Origin of the sequence: Pseudomonas brenneri, assembly GCF_007858285.1 — a bacterium.
Lineage (GTDB): Bacteria > Pseudomonadota > Gammaproteobacteria > Pseudomonadales > Pseudomonadaceae > Aquipseudomonas > Aquipseudomonas brenneri.
Window position 1 is genome coordinate 126,419 of the sequence record NZ_VFIL01000001.1, and the last position, 18,616, is coordinate 145,034.

General features: G+C 61.9%; 19 protein-coding genes. 7 read left to right on the top strand and 12 right to left on the bottom strand.

Going from position 1 to position 18,616, the window contains the following annotated elements; genetic code table 11:
• Positions 1 to 136: 136 nt before the first annotated feature.
• Genes FJD34_RS00590 through FJD34_RS00600 form a run of 3 tightly spaced genes read left to right on the top strand, consistent with a single transcriptional unit; the run spans position 137 to position 1,681 of the window.
• Positions 137 to 913 carry a CbbQ/NirQ/NorQ/GpvN family protein gene (locus FJD34_RS00590; RefSeq protein ID WP_065943098.1) on the top strand — a complete coding sequence of 259 codons (777 nt, stop codon included), beginning with the start codon at positions 137 to 139 and terminating at the stop codon, positions 911 to 913.
• A complete protein-coding gene (locus FJD34_RS00595; RefSeq protein WP_032861291.1) occupies positions 897 to 1,463 on the top strand; it encodes a cytochrome c oxidase subunit 3 in 567 nt (188 codons plus the stop codon). Before FJD34_RS00590 ends, FJD34_RS00595 begins: the two co-directional genes overlap by 17 nt.
• Complete coding sequence (locus tag FJD34_RS00600) at positions 1,460 to 1,681, top strand: cytochrome C oxidase subunit IV family protein (RefSeq protein ID WP_223232677.1); 222 nt, start codon at positions 1,460 to 1,462, stop codon at positions 1,679 to 1,681. Before FJD34_RS00595 ends, FJD34_RS00600 begins: the two co-directional genes overlap by 4 nt.
• Positions 1,682 to 1,770: 89 nt before the next feature.
• On the opposite strand, the gene FJD34_RS00605 is transcribed toward FJD34_RS00600, so the two are convergent.
• The 9 genes from FJD34_RS00605 to FJD34_RS00650 form a co-directional block, all read right to left on the bottom strand.
• Positions 1,771 to 3,093 (bottom strand): carbohydrate porin, encoded by a 1,323-nt coding sequence (locus FJD34_RS00605; RefSeq protein WP_090291235.1) that lies wholly within the window; start codon positions 3,091 to 3,093, stop codon positions 1,771 to 1,773.
• Positions 3,094 to 3,218: 125 nt separating this feature from the next.
• Positions 3,219 to 3,989: an SDR family NAD(P)-dependent oxidoreductase gene (locus tag FJD34_RS00610; RefSeq protein WP_032861288.1), complete on the bottom strand. Its 771-nt coding sequence runs from the start codon at positions 3,987 to 3,989 to the stop codon at positions 3,219 to 3,221.
• 147 nt (positions 3,990 to 4,136) lie between these two features.
• The gene (gene rhaT, locus FJD34_RS00620) at positions 4,137 to 5,195 is read right to left on the bottom strand and encodes an L-rhamnose/proton symporter RhaT (protein WP_032861287.1); all 1,059 of its coding nucleotides are present in this window, start codon (positions 5,193 to 5,195) and stop codon (positions 4,137 to 4,139) included.
• A 43-nt stretch (positions 5,196 to 5,238) separates the two neighbouring features.
• Positions 5,239 to 5,559, bottom strand: coding sequence for an L-rhamnose mutarotase (rhaM, locus tag FJD34_RS00625; protein WP_174553283.1), 321 nt, complete (start codon positions 5,557 to 5,559; stop codon positions 5,239 to 5,241).
• Positions 5,559 to 6,443, bottom strand: a complete 885-nt coding sequence (locus FJD34_RS00630) for an amidohydrolase family protein (protein WP_090291234.1) — start codon at positions 6,441 to 6,443, stop codon at positions 5,559 to 5,561. The genes rhaM and FJD34_RS00630 overlap by 1 nt, the downstream gene beginning before the upstream one ends.
• Positions 6,444 to 6,511: 68 nt before the next feature.
• Positions 6,512 to 7,945, bottom strand: coding sequence for an aldehyde dehydrogenase (gene aldA, locus FJD34_RS00635; protein WP_090291233.1), 1,434 nt, complete (start codon positions 7,943 to 7,945; stop codon positions 6,512 to 6,514).
• A gap of 10 nt (positions 7,946 to 7,955) precedes the next feature.
• Positions 7,956 to 8,756, bottom strand: a complete 801-nt coding sequence (locus FJD34_RS00640) for an aldolase/citrate lyase family protein (RefSeq protein WP_032861283.1) — start codon at positions 8,754 to 8,756, stop codon at positions 7,956 to 7,958.
• A gap of 11 nt (positions 8,757 to 8,767) precedes the next feature.
• Complete coding sequence (gene rhmD, locus FJD34_RS00645) at positions 8,768 to 9,952, bottom strand: L-rhamnonate dehydratase (RefSeq protein WP_032861282.1); 1,185 nt, start codon at positions 9,950 to 9,952, stop codon at positions 8,768 to 8,770.
• 16 nt (positions 9,953 to 9,968) lie between these two features.
• Positions 9,969 to 11,264 carry an MFS transporter gene (locus FJD34_RS00650; RefSeq protein ID WP_090291232.1) on the bottom strand — a complete coding sequence of 432 codons (1,296 nt, stop codon included), beginning with the start codon at positions 11,262 to 11,264 and terminating at the stop codon, positions 9,969 to 9,971.
• Between the two features lie 122 nt (positions 11,265 to 11,386).
• Between FJD34_RS00650 and FJD34_RS00655 the strand changes: the two genes are divergently transcribed.
• The 4 genes from FJD34_RS00655 (at position 11,387) to FJD34_RS00670 (ending at position 16,473) form a co-directional block, all read left to right on the top strand.
• Positions 11,387 to 12,331: a LysR family transcriptional regulator gene (locus FJD34_RS00655; RefSeq protein ID WP_090291231.1), complete on the top strand. Its 945-nt coding sequence runs from the start codon at positions 11,387 to 11,389 to the stop codon at positions 12,329 to 12,331.
• Between the two features lie 107 nt (positions 12,332 to 12,438).
• Complete coding sequence (locus FJD34_RS00660) at positions 12,439 to 12,957, top strand: sigma-70 family RNA polymerase sigma factor (protein WP_032861279.1); 519 nt, start codon at positions 12,439 to 12,441, stop codon at positions 12,955 to 12,957.
• On the top strand, positions 12,954 to 13,889 hold the full coding sequence (locus FJD34_RS00665; RefSeq protein ID WP_065943093.1) for a FecR domain-containing protein: 936 nt from the start codon (positions 12,954 to 12,956) through the stop codon (positions 13,887 to 13,889). Before FJD34_RS00660 ends, FJD34_RS00665 begins: the two co-directional genes overlap by 4 nt.
• Before the next feature lie 193 nt (positions 13,890 to 14,082).
• Positions 14,083 to 16,473, top strand: coding sequence for a TonB-dependent receptor (locus FJD34_RS00670; RefSeq protein ID WP_032861275.1), 2,391 nt, complete (start codon positions 14,083 to 14,085; stop codon positions 16,471 to 16,473).
• A gap of 35 nt (positions 16,474 to 16,508) precedes the next feature.
• On the opposite strand, the gene sctU is transcribed toward FJD34_RS00670, so the two are convergent.
• Genes sctU through sctS form a run of 3 tightly spaced genes read right to left on the bottom strand, consistent with a single transcriptional unit; the run spans position 16,509 to position 18,615 of the window.
• Positions 16,509 to 17,567, bottom strand: coding sequence for a type III secretion system export apparatus subunit SctU (gene sctU, locus FJD34_RS00675; protein WP_090291230.1), 1,059 nt, complete (start codon positions 17,565 to 17,567; stop codon positions 16,509 to 16,511).
• The gene (sctT, locus tag FJD34_RS00680) at positions 17,564 to 18,352 is read right to left on the bottom strand and encodes a type III secretion system export apparatus subunit SctT (RefSeq protein ID WP_076963265.1); all 789 of its coding nucleotides are present in this window, start codon (positions 18,350 to 18,352) and stop codon (positions 17,564 to 17,566) included. The genes sctU and sctT overlap by 4 nt, the downstream gene beginning before the upstream one ends.
• The gene (gene sctS / locus FJD34_RS00685; protein ID WP_076963264.1) at positions 18,349 to 18,615 is read right to left on the bottom strand and encodes a type III secretion system export apparatus subunit SctS; all 267 of its coding nucleotides are present in this window, start codon (positions 18,613 to 18,615) and stop codon (positions 18,349 to 18,351) included. The genes sctT and sctS overlap by 4 nt, the downstream gene beginning before the upstream one ends.
• Position 18,616: the final 1 nt, after the last annotated feature.

Here is an 18,616-nt window from a genome sequence, read left to right on the forward strand (position 1 = left end):
AGTGCCAGCAGAGACTATGTCGGGGTGGGTGAATGACCGCTTGACGGCGATCAAGTTTGCCTTGAGTACGGCTTGCCAGGTTGTCGCAGGCCCCCGTAGCGTGGCGGTCAAACCCGCTGTCCATGCAAGGTGTGCCATGACTGAACCCTTCTACCAAGCCGTCAACAACGAACACGAGTTGTTCGAAAACGCCTGGCGCCACCGCATGCCGGTGCTGATCAAGGGCCCCACCGGTTGCGGCAAGACCCGTTTCGTCCAGCACATGGCCCACCGTCTGCAATTGCCGCTGTACACCGTGGCCTGCCACGACGACCTCAGCGCCGCCGACCTGATTGGCCGCCACCTGATCGGCGCCCAGGGCACCTGGTGGCAGGATGGCCCGTTGACCCGGGCGGTGCGTGAAGGGGGCATTTGCTACCTGGATGAAGTGGTCGAGGCACGGCAGGACACTGCCGTGGTCCTGCACCCGGTGGCCGATGACCGTCGCGAGTTGTTCCTGGAGCGCACCGGCGAAGTCCTCAAGGCGCCGCCGTCGTTCATGTTGGTGGTGTCCTACAACCCCGGTTACCAGAACCTGCTCAAGGGCATGAAACCCAGCACCCGCCAGCGTTTTGTGGCGATGCGCTTTGGTTATCCATCAACAGTGGAAGAAGAGCGCATCGTCGCCCGCGAAGCCCAGGTGGATAGCGCTTTGGCGGCCCAGGTGGTGCGCCTGGGGCAAGCCTTGCGCCGGCTTGACCAGCATGACCTGGAAGAAGTGGCATCCACCCGCTTGCTGATCTTCACCGCCCGTCTGATTGCCGCCGGCATGCCCCCGCGCGAAGCCTGCATGGCTTGCCTGGCAGAAGCGCTGAGCGATGACCCGCAAACCGTCGCGGCCCTGATGGACGTGGTCGATGTTCATTTCAGTTGAGCGGCGCCTACCGGGTGACCTGGCGATGTGGTTCTTTATCCTCGCCGAACTCTCGGTGTTTGCGATTCTGATCCTTGCCTTTGCTGTGACCCAGGCGCTACGACCCGAGGCCTTTGCCGAGGGCCGCGCACAGCTGGACACCTCCACTGGCCTGGCGATGACCTTGAGCCTGCTGACCGCAGGACTGCTGGCGGCGTTGGCGCAGCAACAGGTACTTGCCGGCCGCTCGCGGTGGGCGGCCGGGTTGTTAGTGCTGGGGTTGTTGGTGGCGCTTGTCTATGTGTGGATCAAACTCAGCGAGTACGGACACCTGGCCGCTGCCGGGCTGGGCCTGGAGCACAGCACATTCTTTACCCTGTACTGGATTTTGACCGGATTTCATTTTTTGCATGTGCTGTTGGGCATGCTGATTCTGGCGTGGCTGGCGTTGCGCTGCTGGCAGCGGGCCTATGGTCCGGGGCGTCAGTCGGGGTTTGAGTCCGGGGCGTTGTATTGGCATATGGTGGATCTGGTGTGGGTCGTGCTGTTTCCGTTGGTGTACGTGTTGTGAGGCTGCTGGCGTGTTGGGCCGCACTGGTGCTGCTGAGTGTGGGCACCGTCATGTCCGGCGCTGCGGGATGGTGGTGGGTGGTGGTGTTGGCAGCGGTGGCCAAGGCCTGGGTGATTGCCGATGGGTTTATGGAACTGCGGCACGCGCCCTGGGGATGGCGTGCGGCGATGTTGGCGTGGCCGGTGGTATTGGTGGGAACGATTGTGGCAATGCGTTGATGGTCCGAATTCCCCCAACCTGGAGAGGCCTGCCAGCGGAGCGCAAAATGCTTGAGCACCGCTGGCCGGGCACCACGTTCTGAGCGGGCTCAGAAGTCCGCAATAAACTGCACGCCGCCCACCACTGCGCCACTGGTTTGAGTTAGGCCACCGGGGTATTTCACGTATTGCAGGTTGGGCCGCACCATCAGCCATTTTGTGGCCTGTACGCCGTAGTTGATCTCGTAGCTGTATTCGCGCCGTTGCTCAGGTACATACAGCGGATCATCCATGCCAGCCACACCATTGCGCGCGTTTAGCGCCCGGGTGTTGTCGGTGTAGCGGTCGCTGACCTGCAACTTCGATGCACCGATGCCAAAGGTGTCATCCGGCCGTACGTCGAAGGGCCCCCGGTAGATCATGCCCACTTGGATCAGGCTCTTGATCACGCTCTTGTCTGGATCGTTCATGGTCAGGTTGGCAAACACGTTAAGCCCACGTTTGTTGTTGCCATCGACCGTGGTCAGTTGCTGTTGGCCCGACAACCACCAGCCGGCATTGCTCGAATACATCCGGTAGGGTTTCTGGCTGTTGGCCGCATAGTTGCCGTCGGCGTCCTTGAGCATGTCCTTGGTGTCGGCATTGGCGTAGTAGTAACCGGCGTGGTACTCCGAACTCAGTCCGCCGATCCGTCCCTTCCAGATGGCTTCGATGGGGAAACTGGTGCCTTGGGAGCCACTGATAAACGGCTTGAAGCCATTGCTCGCCTCGGCGTTTCCAGGGTTTTTGTCATAGGCCCCCACCTGCATTGCGAACTCATCGGTGAACTGATACTTGGCGCGCACCGCCCACTGGCTGATGGGGAAACTGTTCCACACGCCATTCCAGTTGCCCTCCTGGGAGCCGCACAGGGTGACGTTCTGGAACTCGCAAGGGAACTGGTCAAAGTCTTCACCATGGCCGAAGCGCCCCAGTTTCACGGCCAGCTTGCGCTCGAAGAACTTCTGCTCGTACCAGAACTGCGACAGGCGCCAGGCATTGCCGCCGCCGAACACTTCCATGGTAGACGTCAGGCCGGTGGCGTCGGGGTGATGCACGCGGTCGTTGGTGATGTCTTTGCCATGGCGTTCGCCGATACCGATGCGAAAGCTCGCATCCTGCCAGCCCCAGAGTTTTTGCAGGTCCATGGTTACGCCGAGGATCAACTGATCGCTCCAGCGGGCGGTCATATGGGAGTCGTAGCCGCCGCCGAGGTTGGAGCCCACTTCGCCGACGTATTTGAGGGTGAAGTCATAGCCTTGCTCGGCAAGTTGCGGGCGTAGGCCGTTCCAGTCGCCGAGCATGGCGGGGGAGTTGGGGGCGAGCAGGCCGGCGCTCAGGGTGCAGGTGGAAACCGTGCTGCACAGCAGGGCCAGGGGGAGGTTGATGCGCATGGGTGCTCCTTGGGTCTTATTGTTTTTATCAGGGGTAAAGCACAAATTTCAGGCACACAGAGACCCCTTGTGGGAGCGAGCAAGCCCGCTCCCACACTGGATCAGTGGCGTGTGGGCGGGCGGAGTTACTGCAAGTTGACGAACAACCCGCCGTCCACCAGCAACGACGCGCCGGTTACATAGCGCGCCATGTCCGAGGCCAGGAACACGATCGGCCCGGCGACGTCGTCCGGTTCGCCCAAACGGCCCAGGGGTGTGCGCGAGGTCATGTAGGCGAGTTTTTCCTCGTCAGCCAGGTCTTCCTTGTTGATGTCGGTGGCGATGGTCCCCGGCAATACCGAGTTGCAGCGAATGCCATACGGCCCCAGGGCGATGGCGCAGGACTGCATCAACGAATGCAGGCCGGCCTTGGTCGGCGTGTAGTGGGTCTGCATGCCGCCGCCCACCAGGGCGCTGATGGAACTGACGGCAATGATTGCACCGCCACGGCCCTGGTTCTTCATCTGGTTGGCGGCTGCCTGCACGGCGAAGTACGCGCCATTGAGGTTGGTATTGACCGTCTTCAGGTACACCTCGCGCGGCATGTCGAGGAACGAGTGGAACGGGCAGATACCGGCGTTATTGACGAACACATCGACACTGCCAAAGGCCTTGACCGCAGCGGCCACCAACGTGTCGCCGGTGTCCGGGTCGGCGGCATCGCCACCCACTTCAATGGCCTGGCCGCCGAAGGCGCGGATCTCTTCGATCAACGACAGAGCGGCTTGGGTGCCTTGCTCGCTGGCGCTATGGCCGATCACCACGCGGGCGCCCTGGCGCGCACATTCGCGGGCGGCGGCGCGGCCGATGCCACGGGAGGCGCCGGTGATGATCACGGTTTTATCTGCTAGCAACATGGGAAATCTCCTGAAAAAAATGTAACGCTGTTGTAGGAGCGAGCTTGCTCGCGAAAAACGTCAACGATAACGCGGGCTTAGCGGCTAAACGCGGCGCCCTCAGGTTCTTCGCGAGCAAGCTCGCTCCTACCAAAAAGCATTGCGGCCTCAGCCGAGGTAATTACCGTAGCCAACCATCGCGATGGCGCCGAGGATCACCGCGATCCCGGCCATCAGCACGCCTTTGTTGGCCGCGCTGGTGCCGTGCCATTCGCGCAAATACAGGCCCCAGCAATTGGACACAATGATGATGAAGGACATGTGCAGCACCCACGAACTGGCGTCGTTCTGCAGGCGGCTTTCGCCCATGCCGTAGAAGAAAAATTGTAGGAACCACAGGGTCCCGGCGCACGCCACCAGCAGGTAATTGCGCAACAGCGGGGTGCTGCGGTCGGTGTAGTTATGGAACGTGCGGTTGCGCCAGTTCAGCCACAGGCACCAGATACCGTTGGTGGTCAGGCCGCCCCACATGATCACCATGAACGTCACATTGTTCTGGAACAGGCTGTTGGCGCCATGTTCCACCGCTGCTGCGGCCAGTGGGCGCCCGGCGGAAATGCCGTAGCTGAAGCACGCGCTCAACACCCCGGAAATCACCGCCACTAGCATGCCCTTGCCCAGGGCAAACTCGCTGACGCTGGCGAACTTCACTGCCTGGGACACTTCCCGTTCCTTGATCAACCCGGCCTTGCCGCACACCGCGATACCGATCAGCGACACCGCCACACCCCACAGCACCCAATGCCCGCCTTGTGAAGCAAGCATCGAAGTCAGGGTGCCCTCTGTCTCGTGGGTGAACAGGTCGCGGTACAAGGCTGGCATCAAGGCGCCAAGGGCCGAGGTCAGGCCCATGATCAGCGACATACCCAGGGACAGCCCCAGGTAACGCATGGTCAGGCCGAACGTCAGCCCGCCAATACCCCACAGCACACCGAACAGATAGGTCCAGAGCAGGGTGCTGGTGTCGGCGTTGCGCAGGATCTCGATCCAGCCGGGCACGGTCAGTTGCGCGGCAATCAACGGTACGATCAACCATGACACCAGGCCGCCGGTGATCCAGTAGCTTTCCCAGGCCCAGCCACCGACCTTTTTGTAGGGGATGTAGAAACTGCCGGAGGCGAAGCCACCGATGAAATGCAGAATCACACCGAGGAGAATGATTTCCACGTGTTCGAATCCTTTTTATTGTTGTGGTGAAGGGGCCAATGGCTCAGTCGGGCGTGAGGCTGAACATCGGTTCAAGATCCACGCTGACCGGCGAGTTATCCGGGTGGCTGGGCATGATGTCTTGCATGTACTGCCACCAGCGTTGCATCAGCGCGGTGCCGGGCAGGGCATCCAGGCCATGCTTGTCTGTATGGGTCAACACCGCGAACAGCGCATGGGTGGACTCGTCGAGGAAGATCCGATAGTCCAGCACGCCGGCATCGCGCAGGGCCTGGGCCAGTTCCGGCCAGATCTGTGCATGGCGCCGGCGGTACTCGGCGGCCATGCCGGGGTTGAGGTTCATGCGAAAGGCACGGGTCGGCATCAGAGGCCTCCAGGGGGCAGTGTCGGGCTGTAGATGCGCACGGCGTTATGCAGGAAGAATTTGTCCTGGACGGCCTGTGGCTGATCAGCCATGCAGCGTTTGACCAGGCCCAGGGTGGCGGCGAAATCGGCGAGGTGATCGCTGTTGGGCCAGTCGCTGCCAAAGAAGCAGCGGTCTTCGCCAAAGGCCTCCCACAGCACGGCCAGGCGGTCGTTGTAGAACGCGGTGTCGACGATCAAACCGGCAGGTCCGTGCTGTGGGATTTCTGCCAGCTTGGCGAACACATTGGGCCGTTCAGCCAGGCGCAACAGGTCGGCGTGGTAGGCCGCTTCCAGGCCCGCAGGGACCTGGGCGTTGGGCAGGTGATCGACAATGATGCGCAACTCGGGCAGGGCATCGCTCAGGTGCAGCAGGCCCTTGACCAACCGTGGGTCGGGGTTGGCGCTGTCCAGGCAGCGGCCGCAATCGGAGAGCTGGCGCAGGCCGTCGATAAACCCGGGGCGCGTTTGGTCCTCCAGCAAATCACGCTGCCACAGGTTGCCGTAGCGCAGCCCAAGGAACAGCGGTTCGTAGGCGAGCGCTGCAAGGTCGACGGCAAACTGCGGGTGCAACGGGTCGAGATTGCCGACAAAACCGAGCATGCGCGCATCGCTGCGCAGGGTTTCCAGCAACCAATGGTTGTCGTCGCGCCAGGGGCTGGCTTCTACGGCAATCGCGCCGATCACCTGGTGTTCGGCTGCCAGTGCCCAGTAATCCTGGGGTAAATGCGCGGCATACAGGTGGTTGCCCGGTTCGGGCCACGGGATGCCCTGGGGGCGGTGTGGGTCGAACAGGTGCAGGTGGCTGTCGATGATCGGTCCGTTGTAGAGGTTGGCAATGCTCATTGCGCAATCCTTGTTGGCAGGGTTGTTGTAAGGGCCGGCACTCGCGTGCCAGCGCCCGTTGCACCACTTCAGCCCTGCAGGTACACCACGTGGGTATGGGTGTACTCGTACAGGCCGTGCTTGCCATCGGCACCGCCGATTCCGGACTTGCGCACGCCGGCATGGAAGCCCTGCATCGCCTCGAAGTTCTCGCGGTTGACGTAGGTTTCGCCAAAGTCCAGCTCGCGCACCGCATGCATGGCCTTGCTCAGGTCGCGGGTATAGATCGAGGAGGTCAGGCCATAGTCGCAGTCGTTGGCCAGGGCGATGGCTTCGTCGAGGTCGTCGATAATCTGGATTGGCAGCACCGGGCCGAAAATTTCTTCGCGCATGATATCCATGTCGGCGCGACCACCGGCCAATACCGTGGGCTGGAAGTGAAAGCCTGCGCCGAGGTCGGCAATCTGCCCGCCCGTGACCAGGGTTGCGCCCTGGGCGAGGGCGGTGCGCACCTTGCGGTTGACGCTGTCCAGGCCCTGGCGGTTGATCAGCGGGCCCATCTCTACATCGGCCTGGGCCAGTGGGTCGCCGTAGCGGGTGGCGGCCATCGCCGCGCTGATGCGCTCGATAAACTGGTCGGCGACGCTGCGTTGCACATACACCCGCTCGGCGCAGTTGCACACTTGGCCGCTGTTGATGATCCGCGAATCACGAATGGCCTTGACCGCCAGCGCAAGGTCGGCATCGGCCAGGACAATCGCCGGCGCCTTGCCGCCCAGTTCCAGGTTGAGCTTGGTGATATTTGGTGCCGCCGCGGTCATGATCCGCGAGCCGGTCGCGACACTGCCGGTGAAGCTGATCATGTCCACGCCCTTGTGGGCGGTGAGGGCCGCGCCGACCTGGCCGTCGCCGCAGACCACGTTGAACACCCCGGCCGGCAGGTCGGTCTCGGCCACCAGGCGGGCGAATTCAAAGCAGTTGTTCGGCGTTTCTTCGCTGGGCTTGATCACGATGGTGTTGCCGGTCAACAGCGCCGGGGCCATCTTGCGTGCGATGAGGAAGAACGGGAAATTCCACGGCAGGATCCCGGCCACCACGCCCAGGGGCTTGCGGAACAGGAAGATGTTTTCGTTGGGCCGGTCGCTGGTGATGATTTCGCCTTCAATGCGGCGCGCCCATTCGGCCATGTAGTCGAGGTAGTCGGCGGTGAAGTTGACTTCAACCTCAGCCAGGCTGCTGATCTTGCCCTGTTCCAGGGTAATGGTGCGAGCCAGGTGGGCGACGTTTTCCCGCAGTTTGGCGGCGATCCGGCGCAAGTGCCCGGCGCGCTCGATGGCCGGCTTGCGTGCCCAGCCCTGTTGCGCGGCACGGGCGGCGGCCAGGGCCTGGTCGACATCCTCGGCGGTGGCGGCCGGCACCTTGGACAGCAGCGCACCGGTGGCCGGGTTGAGCACGTCGATATGGGCGCTGCTTGGGGTGAAGCGGCCGTTGATAAAGTTCTGGTAAACCGGAACGGATGACATGGCAGGCTCCTCAGTAAGTGCGCGACGGCGCTTTCGCGTCGGCAGCAGGGCGGTAGCGGGCAAGGGTGCTCAGGGCGCTCTGGCGTAGCAGGCTGATATCGATCGCCACCGCAATGAAGCGGCAGCCCCAGGCCTGGTAGCGGCGTGCATCTTCTTCATTGGGCGCGAGGATGCCGCAAGCCTTGCCCGCCGCGAGGGTGGCGTTGACCGCGTGCTGGATACGCTCCTGCACTTCGGGGTGGCTGGGGTTGCCCGCATGGCCGAGGCCGATGGACAGGTCGGCGGGGCCGATAAAGACCGCGTCCACCCCTTCGACGGCAGCGATGGCCTCGACGTTGTCCACACCCAGGCGCGACTCCACCTGCACGATCAGGCACAGCTCTTGATGGGCCGTATTGAGATAGTTGTCCACGCCATCCCAGCGCGTGGCGCGGGTCAGGCCGCCACCCACGCCACGGATGCCATGGGGTGGATAACGCATGGCGCGCACCAGGGCCTGGGCCTGCTCGGCGGTTTCGACCATGGGGATCATCAGGGTCTGCGCGCCGATATCCAGCAGTTGCTTGATCAGGTTGGCATCGCCGTTGACCGCGCGTACCACGGGCGCGGTGCTATAGGGCGCTACCGCCTGCAATTGGTTGAGCACACTGGGCACGGTATTGGGTGCGTGCTCGCCGTCGATCAACATCCAGTCGTAACCGGTGCTGGCGACGATTTCCGCAGCGTAGCCGGTGGCGAAGCCGGCCCAGATCCCGTATTGGCTGGCGCCCTGGCGCAGGCCGGCCTTGAACGCGTTATGAGGCATTTGCATGGCGAGACTCCTTAGCGGTTATACGGACGATGCAGTTGGCAATCGGGGTTCAGGTCCACGCCGAAGCCTGGCTTGTCCAGCACTGACAGGCGCATGCGACCATTGACCGGCACCGGCTCGCCCAGCAGTTGCGGGTGGAACATCGGCACCACTTCGTCGGCCTTGGGCGCCATCATCAGGAATTCGGCAAACGGGCTGTTCTGCCGGGTGGCGACGAAGTGGTAGCTGTAGACCGAGGAGCCATGTGGCACCACCATGGCGTTGTGCGCATCGGCCAGGGCGGAGATTTTCACCAGTTCGGTCAAGCCGCCGCACCAGCCGACATCCGGCTGGATAATGTCGCAGCAGCCCATTTCCAGGAGCATACGGAAACCCCAGCGAGTGGCTTCGTGTTCGCCGGTGGTGACCAGCATGCCTTTGGGTACGTTGTTGCGCAGGGCTGCGTAACCCCAGTAATCATCGGGGGACAGTGCTTCTTCAATCCATTTCAAGCCGTGTTCATGGGCGCCAATCGCCAGTTTGGTGGCGTAGTTGAGGTCCAGGCTCATCCAGCAGTCGAGCATCAGCCAGAAGTCCGGGCCGACCCGTTCACGCATGGTCGCCAGCTCTTCAAGGTTCTTGCGCAATCCTTCTTCACCTTCGGCGGGGCCGTGGTGCAGGGGCATCTTGCCGCCGATAAAACCCATCTTCTGCGCCAGGTCCGGGCGCGCGCCGGTAGCGTAGAACTGCAATTCATCGCGCACCGCACCGCCGAGCAATTGGTGCACCGGTTCCTGGCGGATCTTGCCGAGCAGGTCCCACAGCGCCAGGTCCACGCCGGAAATGGTGTTGATCACCAAACCCTTGCGCCCGTAATACAGGGTGGACTGGTACATCTGGTCCCAGATCTTCTCGATATCGGTGACTCGTGCACCTTCAAGGAAGCGCGCCAAGTGTTTCTCGACGATATAGGCAGCAGGCTCGCCTCCGGTGGTGACGGCAAAACCGACGGTGCCGTCGCTGGCTTCAATCTCTACCACCAGGGTGCCGAGCACATTGATCCCGAAGCTGCGGCGGCTCTGGCGGTACTCGGGGTATTTGCTCATGGGCGTGGAAATATGGTCGTCGATCCAGTGGCCGTCGGGCTGGTCGTGATAATCCGCGCCGCCGCCACGCAAGACAAAAGCGCGCACGTGTTTGATGGTGATGTTGCCCATGGTGTAACTCCTGGAGTTAAACAGTGGCCGGCGTGTTCGACGCTTTTTGGCCGGGAGAATGGATACCCAGCACCAGCAACGCAGCCAGTACCGTGGTGGCGGACAGCAGGTACAGGCCGGCTGCCGGGGAGTGGAAGGCGTTTTCCGCCCAGTTTTTCAGGACCGGCGCGATGAACCCGCCGAGTGCGCCAAAGGAGTTGATCAAGGCGATGCCGGCCGCCGCCGCGCTGCCCGCCAGGTAGCTGGAGGGAAAGGTCCAGAACACTGGCTGCACGGCGATGAAACCGGAGGCGGCGAAGCACAGGGCGAGCATGCCCAGCCACGGGTTGGCGAAGGTGACCGAGCAGGCGATGCCGGCGGCGGCCATCAACAGGGTCAAGGAAGCAGTGCGCCGGCGCTCGCCGCTGCGGTCGGAATAACCGGGGATCCACCACGCGGCGAACAGCGCGCACACCCAGGGAATCGCCGAGACCAGCCCGACCATCAGCCCGACCTTGGTGCCGAGCAGGCCACCGACCTGGGTTGGCAGGTAAAACACCACGCCGTAGACACTGGCCTGGATCAGCAGGTAGACCAGGCACAGATACAGCACCGACGGCTGGCACAGCACGCTGAGCAGGCTGCGGCCATGGGAGCCTTTGTGCTGGTCTTCGGCATCGAGCAGGTCCTGGATCTGGCGGCGCTCTTCAAGGCTCAGCCACTTGGCGTCGGCGGGGCGATTGTCCAGGTACCAATAAGCCCAGATGCCTACTGCCGAAGCCATCAGGCCTTCCACGGCGAACAGCCATTGCCAGCCATGCAGGCCGACGAAGCCGTCCATTTCCAGGAGCAGGCCAGACAGCGGGCTACCGAAAATAAAGGCCAGGGGGGCGCCAAAGTAGAAGAAGCCCATGGCCTTGCCACGCGCGGCCTGGGGAAACCAATAGGTGAGGTAAAGAATCACGCCGGGGAAGAACCCGGCTTCGGCCACGCCCAGCAGAAAGCGCAGGATGTAGAAGCTGGTTTCGTTGTGGGCAAACACCATTGCCGCTGAAACCAGGCCCCAACTGACCATGATCCGGCACATCCACAGACGGGCGCCGACGCGATGCAAGATCAGGTTGCTTGGCACTTCCAGCAACGCATAGCCGACGAAAAACACCCCGGCGCCAAAGGCGAAGGCGGCATCGCTCAGGCCAGTGTCGGCCTGGAAGGCTTGTTTGGCGAACCCGACGTTGGCGCGGTCGAGGAAGGCCATGATGTACATCAGCAGCAGGAAGGGCAGCAGTCGCCAGGAAATCTTGGCGAGCAGGGGCGCGGGCAGTGTGGTCATCTCGAAATCCTTTTGTAAGGCTTTGTTCTTATGGGCCGGACTGTACGGCGGCCGAGCAATGCGCTACAAATCGAATCTCGCTTACAACCGATACCCTCAAGGTATCGATAACAAGGAAAAAAATGAGTAGTCCGCTGATCTCCCGCAGCCTGTTCAACCGCCTGCGCTACAAGCATTTGCATATGCTGGTGGCCTTGAGTTCCAGTCAGAATCTGCACCGCGCCTCCCAGGCCTTGAACATGTCGCAACCGGCGGCCACCCGCATGCTGCGCGAAATCGAGGACATGTTTGCCTGCGACCTGTTCGAGCGCCTGCCCCGTGGCATGCGCCCCACGGCGCTGGGCAAGGAGTTGATCCGCTTTGCCGAATCGGCCCTCAGCGGCCTGGACCGCTGCGCCGAAGACCTGATGGCGCGCCAGCAGGGCGGTTATGGCTACCTGGCAATCGGTACCATCATGGGCGCTGCGCCGGACCTGGTGATGGACTCGATTGCGCAGATCAAATCCCTTAACCCGCAACTGCGCATCCGCATCATGGGCGACACCAGTGACCAGGTGATCCAACTGCTGGAGCAAGGACGCATCGACCTGGCCATCGCTCGGCGTAACGCCGCAACCGACAGTGAGCACTACAGCTTCGAGCCGCTGGGCAACGAGCGCTTGCTGGTGGTGGTGCATGCCGGGCACCCGCTGGCGCAGCGCTCAAGCTTGCCGTTGGCCGAACTGGTCAGCGACTGGCCGTGGATCCTGCAACCGCAAAGCAGCCCCGCGCGCATAGGCTTTGATGAAGCGTTGCAACACCAGGCCTTGCCCCTGCCGGCGGACATCATCGAATGCAGTTCGGTGTATTCCATGCAGCAGTTGATTCAACTGACTGACGCGATCATGGTCCTCTCCGAAAGCGCGCTGCGCGATTACTTGAAAATGGGCCTGGTGGTGGCGTTGCCGGTGGAGCTGGAGGTGACGCTTGCGCCATTTGGCATCTTGCTGCGCAAGGGCGAACCGGTGAGCCGGGAGTTGGGGTTGTTTATCGATTTGCTGCGACGCAAGGTCAGGACGCTTGATTAACAGCCTCCGCCCGTCTACCTGACAAAAAGAACATGGTGTGTCTCAGGGATATTAAATAGAATGAATCTCATTTGAGACTCACTCGCGCCGCCCAGGGTTCGCTTGCCATGAATGATGCAGTATTGCCAACGACCACCTCCGAACCCAGCCTGAAAACCTTGTACCGCGACCACCGCAGTTGGCTGGAAAGCTGGTTGCGCCGGCGCCTGGGCAATGCCTGGGATGCCGCCGACCTGAGCCAGGATACGTTCCTGCGGGTGCTGGCCAGTGCCCAGCCAGTGGCGCAACTGCAGGAACCACGGGCCTACCTGGTGACGGTGGGCAAGCGTTTGCTGGTCAACTTTCATCAGCGGCGCAGTCTGGAGCAGGCCTACCTCAATGCCCTGGCACGCTTGCCCGAAGACTGCGTGCCCTCTCCGGAGCAGCGCTGGTTGCTGCTGGAAACCCTGCAGGCCCTGGATGAACTGCTCGACGGCTTACTGCCGGTGGTGCGCCGGGCGTTTCTCTGGAGCCAGCTCGAAGGCCTGGGCTACCGGGAGATTGCCGAGCGGCTCAAGGTCTCGGAGCGCACGGTCAAACGCTATATGGCCCAGGCCTATGAACATTGCCTGCTGGTGGAACTGTGAGCGGCACCGCACCGGATGTGGCGCGGGCGGCGGCGCAATGGCTGGCGCTGCTGGAATCCGGCACGGCCGGCGAGCGCGACCACACCGGCTTGCAGCAATGGCGCGACAGTCACCCCCAGCATGAGCAGGCCTGGCAAAAAGCGCAGTTGCTGCGCCAGCGTTTTGCCGAGTTGCCATCCTCCCTGGCCATGGCCAGCCTTGATCGCCCGCAACCGGGTCGGCGTGCCGTGCTCAAGCGCGCCCTGGGCGTGGCAGCACTGGTGCCGGCGGCATGGTTGCTCAGTCGCCAGTTACCCATCGACGTGTGGCGCGCCGACCTGCACACCGCCACGGGCGAGCGCAAACAGCTGCCGCTGGCCGATGGCAGCGCCCTGCAACTGAACACCGCCAGCGCGGTGGATGTGGATCTTGCTCGGCGGCGCCTGACCCTGCTCGATGGGGAAATGGCACTGAGCGTGCCAGGGGCAACTGCGCTGACCGTCCACACACGTTATGGCCAGGTCATTGCCCGCCAGGCCGAGGTCTGTGTGCGTCAGTTGGCGGACGCTTGTCGGGTATCGGTGCTCAAGGGCCAGGTACAGGTGCTCGACATGCACGGTCGAACCACCTTGATGCACGCTGGGCAACAGGCACGGTTAGAAGCCTTGGGGCTTGCTGCACCGAGTCCTTTCGACATCTTGCAGTTGGGCTGGCGTGACGGTGTGTTGACGGCGCAGAACCAGTTGTTGGGTGATTTCCTGCGCGAGCTTGATCGCTATCGCCCGGGTGTCCTGCGCTGGGACCCGAGCCTGGAAGCCTTGCGTGTCACCGGCAGTTTCCGCCTGGACGACACCGATCGCATCCTCAGCCTGCTGGCCACCACCCATGGGCTGCAGGTGCAGTTGCGCACGCGTTATTGGGTCACGCTGGCACCGCGTAAAACCCTCAGTTGATGGCGGTCCATTGGTAGGAGCGAGCTTGCTCGCGAAGGACGTCAACGATGACGCAGTACTTCAGGTTTATCGCGGCGTTCTCAAGTTTTTCGCGAGCAAGCTCGCTCCTACAAACATCAGCATTTTTTCTCTGTCCCTTTTTTTCGGCTCGCCTGTCATCCAAGGCAAGTGAACGAAAACAGAGAGCCTTTTAATGCCCGTCGTCCCGCCATCGTTACTGCGCCTGAGTCTGGTGCTGAGCCTGAGTGCCAGCCCGTTGTTTATTCCTGTGAGCTGGGCCGAGGACGCCGCCCGGCGCAGTTATCAGGTGCCTGCCGGCAGCCTGGGCAGTGCCTTGACGCGCTTTGCCGGGCTGGCCGGGGTCAACCTGTCGGTAGACCCGGCCCTGGTTGGCGGCCAACAAAGCGCCGGGATTTCCGGCGAGTTTGCCGTCGAAGAAGGCTTCGCGCGCCTGCTGCAAGGCTCGGGCCTGCAATTGCTGGCGGTGGGGGAAGGTGCCTATACCCTGATCCCCGCGCCACAGGGCGGTGCCTACCAGTTGCCGGCCACCTCGATCCTGGGGGCTGCGGCCCTACCTGTCGCCGACACTTACGCCGGTGAGCAGGTCACGCGCAAAGGTGCCCAGGGCCTGTTGGGCGATAACGACTTTATGGACACGCCCTTCAACCTCACGTCCTACACGGCCAAGGCGGTGAAAAACCTCCAGGCCCGGACCCTTGGCGAAATGGTCGCCAGTGACCCCTCGGTGCGCATCACCAACCCTTCCGGCGGGCGTTTCGAGCAGTTTTCGGTGCGCGGCTTCAGCCTGTTCAATAGCGACGTGTCCTACGGCGGCCTGTATGGCGTGTTGCCGACCTACGCCATCGACATGGAAATGGTCGAGCGCGTCGATATCCTCAAGGGCCCCGGTGCCTTGCTTGGCGGTATTGCACCTAGGGGCAGTGTTGGCGGCGGGATCAATATCGAGCCCAAGCGCGCTGCGCAGATACCGCTCACCGAGTTCACCGGTAGCTACGCCTCGGCCGGGCAGTTTGGTGGTGCGGTGGATATCGGTCGGCGCTTTGGCGACGAGCAGCAGTTTGGCGTGCGCTTCAATGGGGTGAAGCAGTCCGGCGATACCGAGTGGGATCACCAGGAGGTTGACCGGGAAATGACGGTGATCGGGCTCGACTATCGCAAGGAGCGGGTGCGCCTGTCCCTTGACCTTGGTCGCCAGGAACGCACCGCCGATGCCCCCCAGGAGCGCGTGGAAGTCGCCAGGGGCAGCGTGATGCCCAAGGCCCGGGATATCCGCGACAATTTCGCCCAGTCCTGGACTTACTCCCATACCAAGGACACCTTTGGTGCCGTACGCGGTGAGTTTGATATCAGCGATTCGTTGATGGTCTACGCCGCTGCCGGTGCACGCAAAGGCAACTATGACTTCCTGCGTCATGGTGTGCAGGCGACCCAGAGCAATGGCGACTTCACCGTGGTGCCGCGCAGTTTTCGCCGTGACGAAGACGTGAAGACCGTCACCGTCGGCGCTCGCAGCTGGTTCGATACCGGCCCGGTGGGGCACACCCTCAACGTCAGCCTCAATCAGTTCAATATGGATTTCGACAACGCCGGCGAGCGCTACACACCGGGCAAGAGCAACCTCTACAACCCGGTGGTCTTGCCCCGTCCAGGCAAGGCCGTGCGCTGGGATACCAGCACCCACACCGAGAACCGCTTCACCAGCCTGGCGCTGGCTGACACCCTCAGCTTTTTCGATGAACGCGTGCTGTTGACCTTGGGCGCACGCCTGCAAAAGGTCCAGGTGACGTCATGGAGCAATGGTGTAAAAGACCAGCCTGAGTACGACGAGCAAGCCACATCGCCGGCCCTCGGCCTGGTGGTCAAGGTGACTGATCAGTTGTCCCTGTACACCAACTACATGGAAGGTCTGAGCCAGGGCGAAACCGCGCCTTCCAGCGGGGTGCGCAACGAAAACGCGATCTTCCCGCCGACCAAGAGCAAGCAGGTGGAAGTGGGTGCCAAATACGACATGGGCAGCTTTGGCATGACTGCCAGCCTGTTCCGGATCAAGCAACCGTCCTACGGTATCGACACCCAGGGCTTCTTCAAACCCAATGGTGAGTTGCGTAACCAGGGTGTGGAATTGAATGTGTTTGGCGAGCCTGTATCGGGCGTACGCCTGCTTGGCGGGGTGATGCTGCTCGACAGCGAGCAGACCAAGACTGCCCAGGGGCTCACGGACGGCAAGCGCGGTACTGGCGCGCCGATTGCCAACGTCAATCTGGGCGCCGAATGGGATATCCCACGCCTGCAAGGCCTGACCCTGACCGCCCGCGCGATCCATACCGGTGCGCAGTACCTGGATGCCGCCAACCAACAGAAGATCGACAATTGGGAACGCTATGACCTGGGCGCGCGCTACACCTTCAAGGTCAAGGACAATCCCGTAACCCTGCGGGCCACCGTGGAGAACGTGTTGGATACCACGTATTGGGCATCGGCTGCGACCTCCAGCGACAGCGCGCCAGGCTTGACCCTGTCTACGCCGCGTACGTGGCTGGTATCGGCGACCGTAGGCTTCTGAAAGTTTCCCAGGGCGCCGACTTGCCGGCGACAACGCTACAGCGCTGACGGTGGTATCTGTTGCTGGCTGTCGAGCCAGCGCAGAACCTCGGCGGTGGTTTGAATCAGGTCGGCGGGAATGTACTGGTCGACATGGCCATCCTGATACAACGCCCGAGCCAAGGGGACACGCTGCAACACCGGGATGCCTTCTTCCTCGGCAATACGGCGCACTTGCAAGGCCAGGGCCTCGGTGTGTTTCAAGGTGACGACGGGCAAGGGCGTCTCGCCCTTCACGTAGCGAAGGCCAATTGCGATGTGGGTGGGGTTGGCGACAATCACCGAGGAGCGCTTGACGTCTGCGCGCAGGTTGCTTGACTGCAACTCCTGGTGAAACTGCCGTCGTTTGCTTTTGATCTCTGGGCTGCCTTCCATCTCTTTGTATTCGCGCTTGATTTCATCCTTGCTCATGCGCAACTGTTTGTTGTGCTCGTAGCGCTCGAAGGCATAGTCGAGCGCCGAGATCACCACAAACCCCACGCCGCAAATCAGCATCAACTGCCCAAGCAATAAACCGATCACCGGTGCAATGCAGCTCAGTCCGCAGGCGGGCAGTCTGATCAGGGTGTCCAGGTTGCCGGCCAGGGTTGTCCAGACCAGCACCGACAACAGGGTCACCTTGATGAGCGACTTGAGGAAGTCGACAAGGCTGCGAATCGAGAAGATCTTTTTGGCGCCCTCTATCGGATTGATCTTTTTCAGGTCGGGCATGATCGACTCGCCGCTGAACAGAAAGCCGTACTGCAACAGGTGTGCGGCGATGACTGCCAATGCGGCAACGACCAGAAATGGCAGGCAGAGGTAGACCATTTCCTGGAACAGGTTTTCCACCATTAACTGCAAGGCCAGCCCAAACGGCAGGTTGAGGTACAACTCGGGCATCAGCATCAGTTGCCCGAGGTGCTCCATGTAGTAATCGCTGAAGCTGGCGAGCGTGGCAATCAGAGCCAGAATCAGTACTGTGGACACCACTTCCTTGCTTTTGACCACCTGGCCCTTGGTTCGCGCATCGCGGAGCTTCTTCGGCGTGGGCTGTTCACTTTTTTCGGCGCTCATGGCGTTTCCAGTACTGGGCGTAGATGACGGAGCGGGTCGATGGCGATCAGCAAGCTGTCATAGGCGTGCGCCATCAACACGTTCAGGTAAATCACCAACAACAGACTGGCGACGATACTTTTGATCGGCATGGCGAGGATGAACACATTCAAGGACGGGGCAAAACGACTGATCAGGGCCAGGCCGAACTCGGCCAGGAACATGGCGATCAGCAGCGGCGCCGCCAACAACAGGCACAGGCGTAGCAGTTGCGAGAACTGGGCGTAGAAAAAGTCCACCCACTGGCTGCCGATGTAGGGAAAGAAGGTTGCGACCGGCCAGCTGACGTAGCTCTGGAACAGTGCCCCGATCAACGTCAGAAACGCGCCACCGGTGAAAAACAGGGTGATCATGGTTTGTGTCAACAACAAGCCGGTGGGGCTGGTCTGGCTGCCCAATGTCGGGTTGAGCGTAGAGGCGATGGAGGCGCCGCGCTGGTTGTCAATGATGAAACCGGTGGCCTCGATGGCCCAGAACGGGATCGTGGCGACAAACCCGATCAGCAGGCCGAGCAACACTTCCTTGCCGATCAGCATGGCCAGGTCTATGCCGTTAAGTGTCATTGGCAGCGTGCCGGCGACTGTTGGGTAGGCAAACAATGCGAGCGAACAGGCCACGCCGTTACGAACCAGGCCACCCCCGAGCATTTGTTTGCTCAGAATTGGCATGACCACAAAACAACTGATGATTCTGGGCAGCAGCAGGGTGTATGCCAGCAGGAGTTGTTGCAGATCCTGAATGCTCATCGCACGAGTGGAATCTTGAGCAGGGTCAATTCGGCAAACGCGTAGAGTTCGTTACCCATCCATCCAGCCGTGGCAAACAGGGTAATGACAACGGCGATCAGCTTGGCGACAAAGCCCAGGGTCTGCTCCTGAATTTGGGTCAGTGCTTGCACCAGTGACACCAGCGTGCCGACGGCGGCAGCCATGAGCACGGTAGGCATGGACAGAATCAGGACCAGCCACAGGCTCTGGCTGGTGAAATGGAGGATTTCTGCGTTGTTCACT

What these genes read in the sequence shown, in the direction of transcription:
- FJD34_RS00590 (WP_065943098.1), top strand. Translation starts at nt 137, where the DNA reads ATGACTGAACCCTTCTACCAAGCCGTCAACAACGAACACGAGTTGTTC.
- FJD34_RS00595 (WP_032861291.1), top strand. Translation starts at nt 897, where the DNA reads ATGTTCATTTCAGTTGAGCGGCGCCTACCGGGTGACCTGGCGATGTGG.
- FJD34_RS00605 (WP_090291235.1), bottom strand. Translation starts at nt 3,093, where the DNA reads ATGCGCATCAACCTCCCCCTGGCCCTGCTGTGCAGCACGGTTTCCACC.
- FJD34_RS00610 (WP_032861288.1), bottom strand. Translation starts at nt 3,989, where the DNA reads ATGTTGCTAGCAGATAAAACCGTGATCATCACCGGCGCCTCCCGTGGC.
- rhaM (WP_174553283.1), bottom strand. Translation starts at nt 5,559, where the DNA reads ATGCCGACCCGTGCCTTTCGCATGAACCTCAACCCCGGCATGGCCGCC.
- FJD34_RS00630 (WP_090291234.1), bottom strand. Translation starts at nt 6,443, where the DNA reads ATGAGCATTGCCAACCTCTACAACGGACCGATCATCGACAGCCACCTG.
- aldA (WP_090291233.1), bottom strand. Translation starts at nt 7,945, where the DNA reads ATGTCATCCGTTCCGGTTTACCAGAACTTTATCAACGGCCGCTTCACC.
- FJD34_RS00640 (WP_032861283.1), bottom strand. Translation starts at nt 8,756, where the DNA reads ATGCAAATGCCTCATAACGCGTTCAAGGCCGGCCTGCGCCAGGGCGCC.
- rhmD (WP_032861282.1), bottom strand. Translation starts at nt 9,952, where the DNA reads ATGGGCAACATCACCATCAAACACGTGCGCGCTTTTGTCTTGCGTGGC.
- FJD34_RS00650 (WP_090291232.1), bottom strand. Translation starts at nt 11,264, where the DNA reads ATGACCACACTGCCCGCGCCCCTGCTCGCCAAGATTTCCTGGCGACTG.
- FJD34_RS00655 (WP_090291231.1), top strand. Translation starts at nt 11,387, where the DNA reads ATGAGTAGTCCGCTGATCTCCCGCAGCCTGTTCAACCGCCTGCGCTAC.
- FJD34_RS00660 (WP_032861279.1), top strand. Translation starts at nt 12,439, where the DNA reads ATGAATGATGCAGTATTGCCAACGACCACCTCCGAACCCAGCCTGAAA.
- FJD34_RS00670 (WP_032861275.1), top strand. Translation starts at nt 14,083, where the DNA reads ATGCCCGTCGTCCCGCCATCGTTACTGCGCCTGAGTCTGGTGCTGAGC.
- sctU (WP_090291230.1), bottom strand. Translation starts at nt 17,567, where the DNA reads ATGAGCGCCGAAAAAAGTGAACAGCCCACGCCGAAGAAGCTCCGCGAT.
- sctT (WP_076963265.1), bottom strand. Translation starts at nt 18,352, where the DNA reads ATGAGCATTCAGGATCTGCAACAACTCCTGCTGGCATACACCCTGCTG.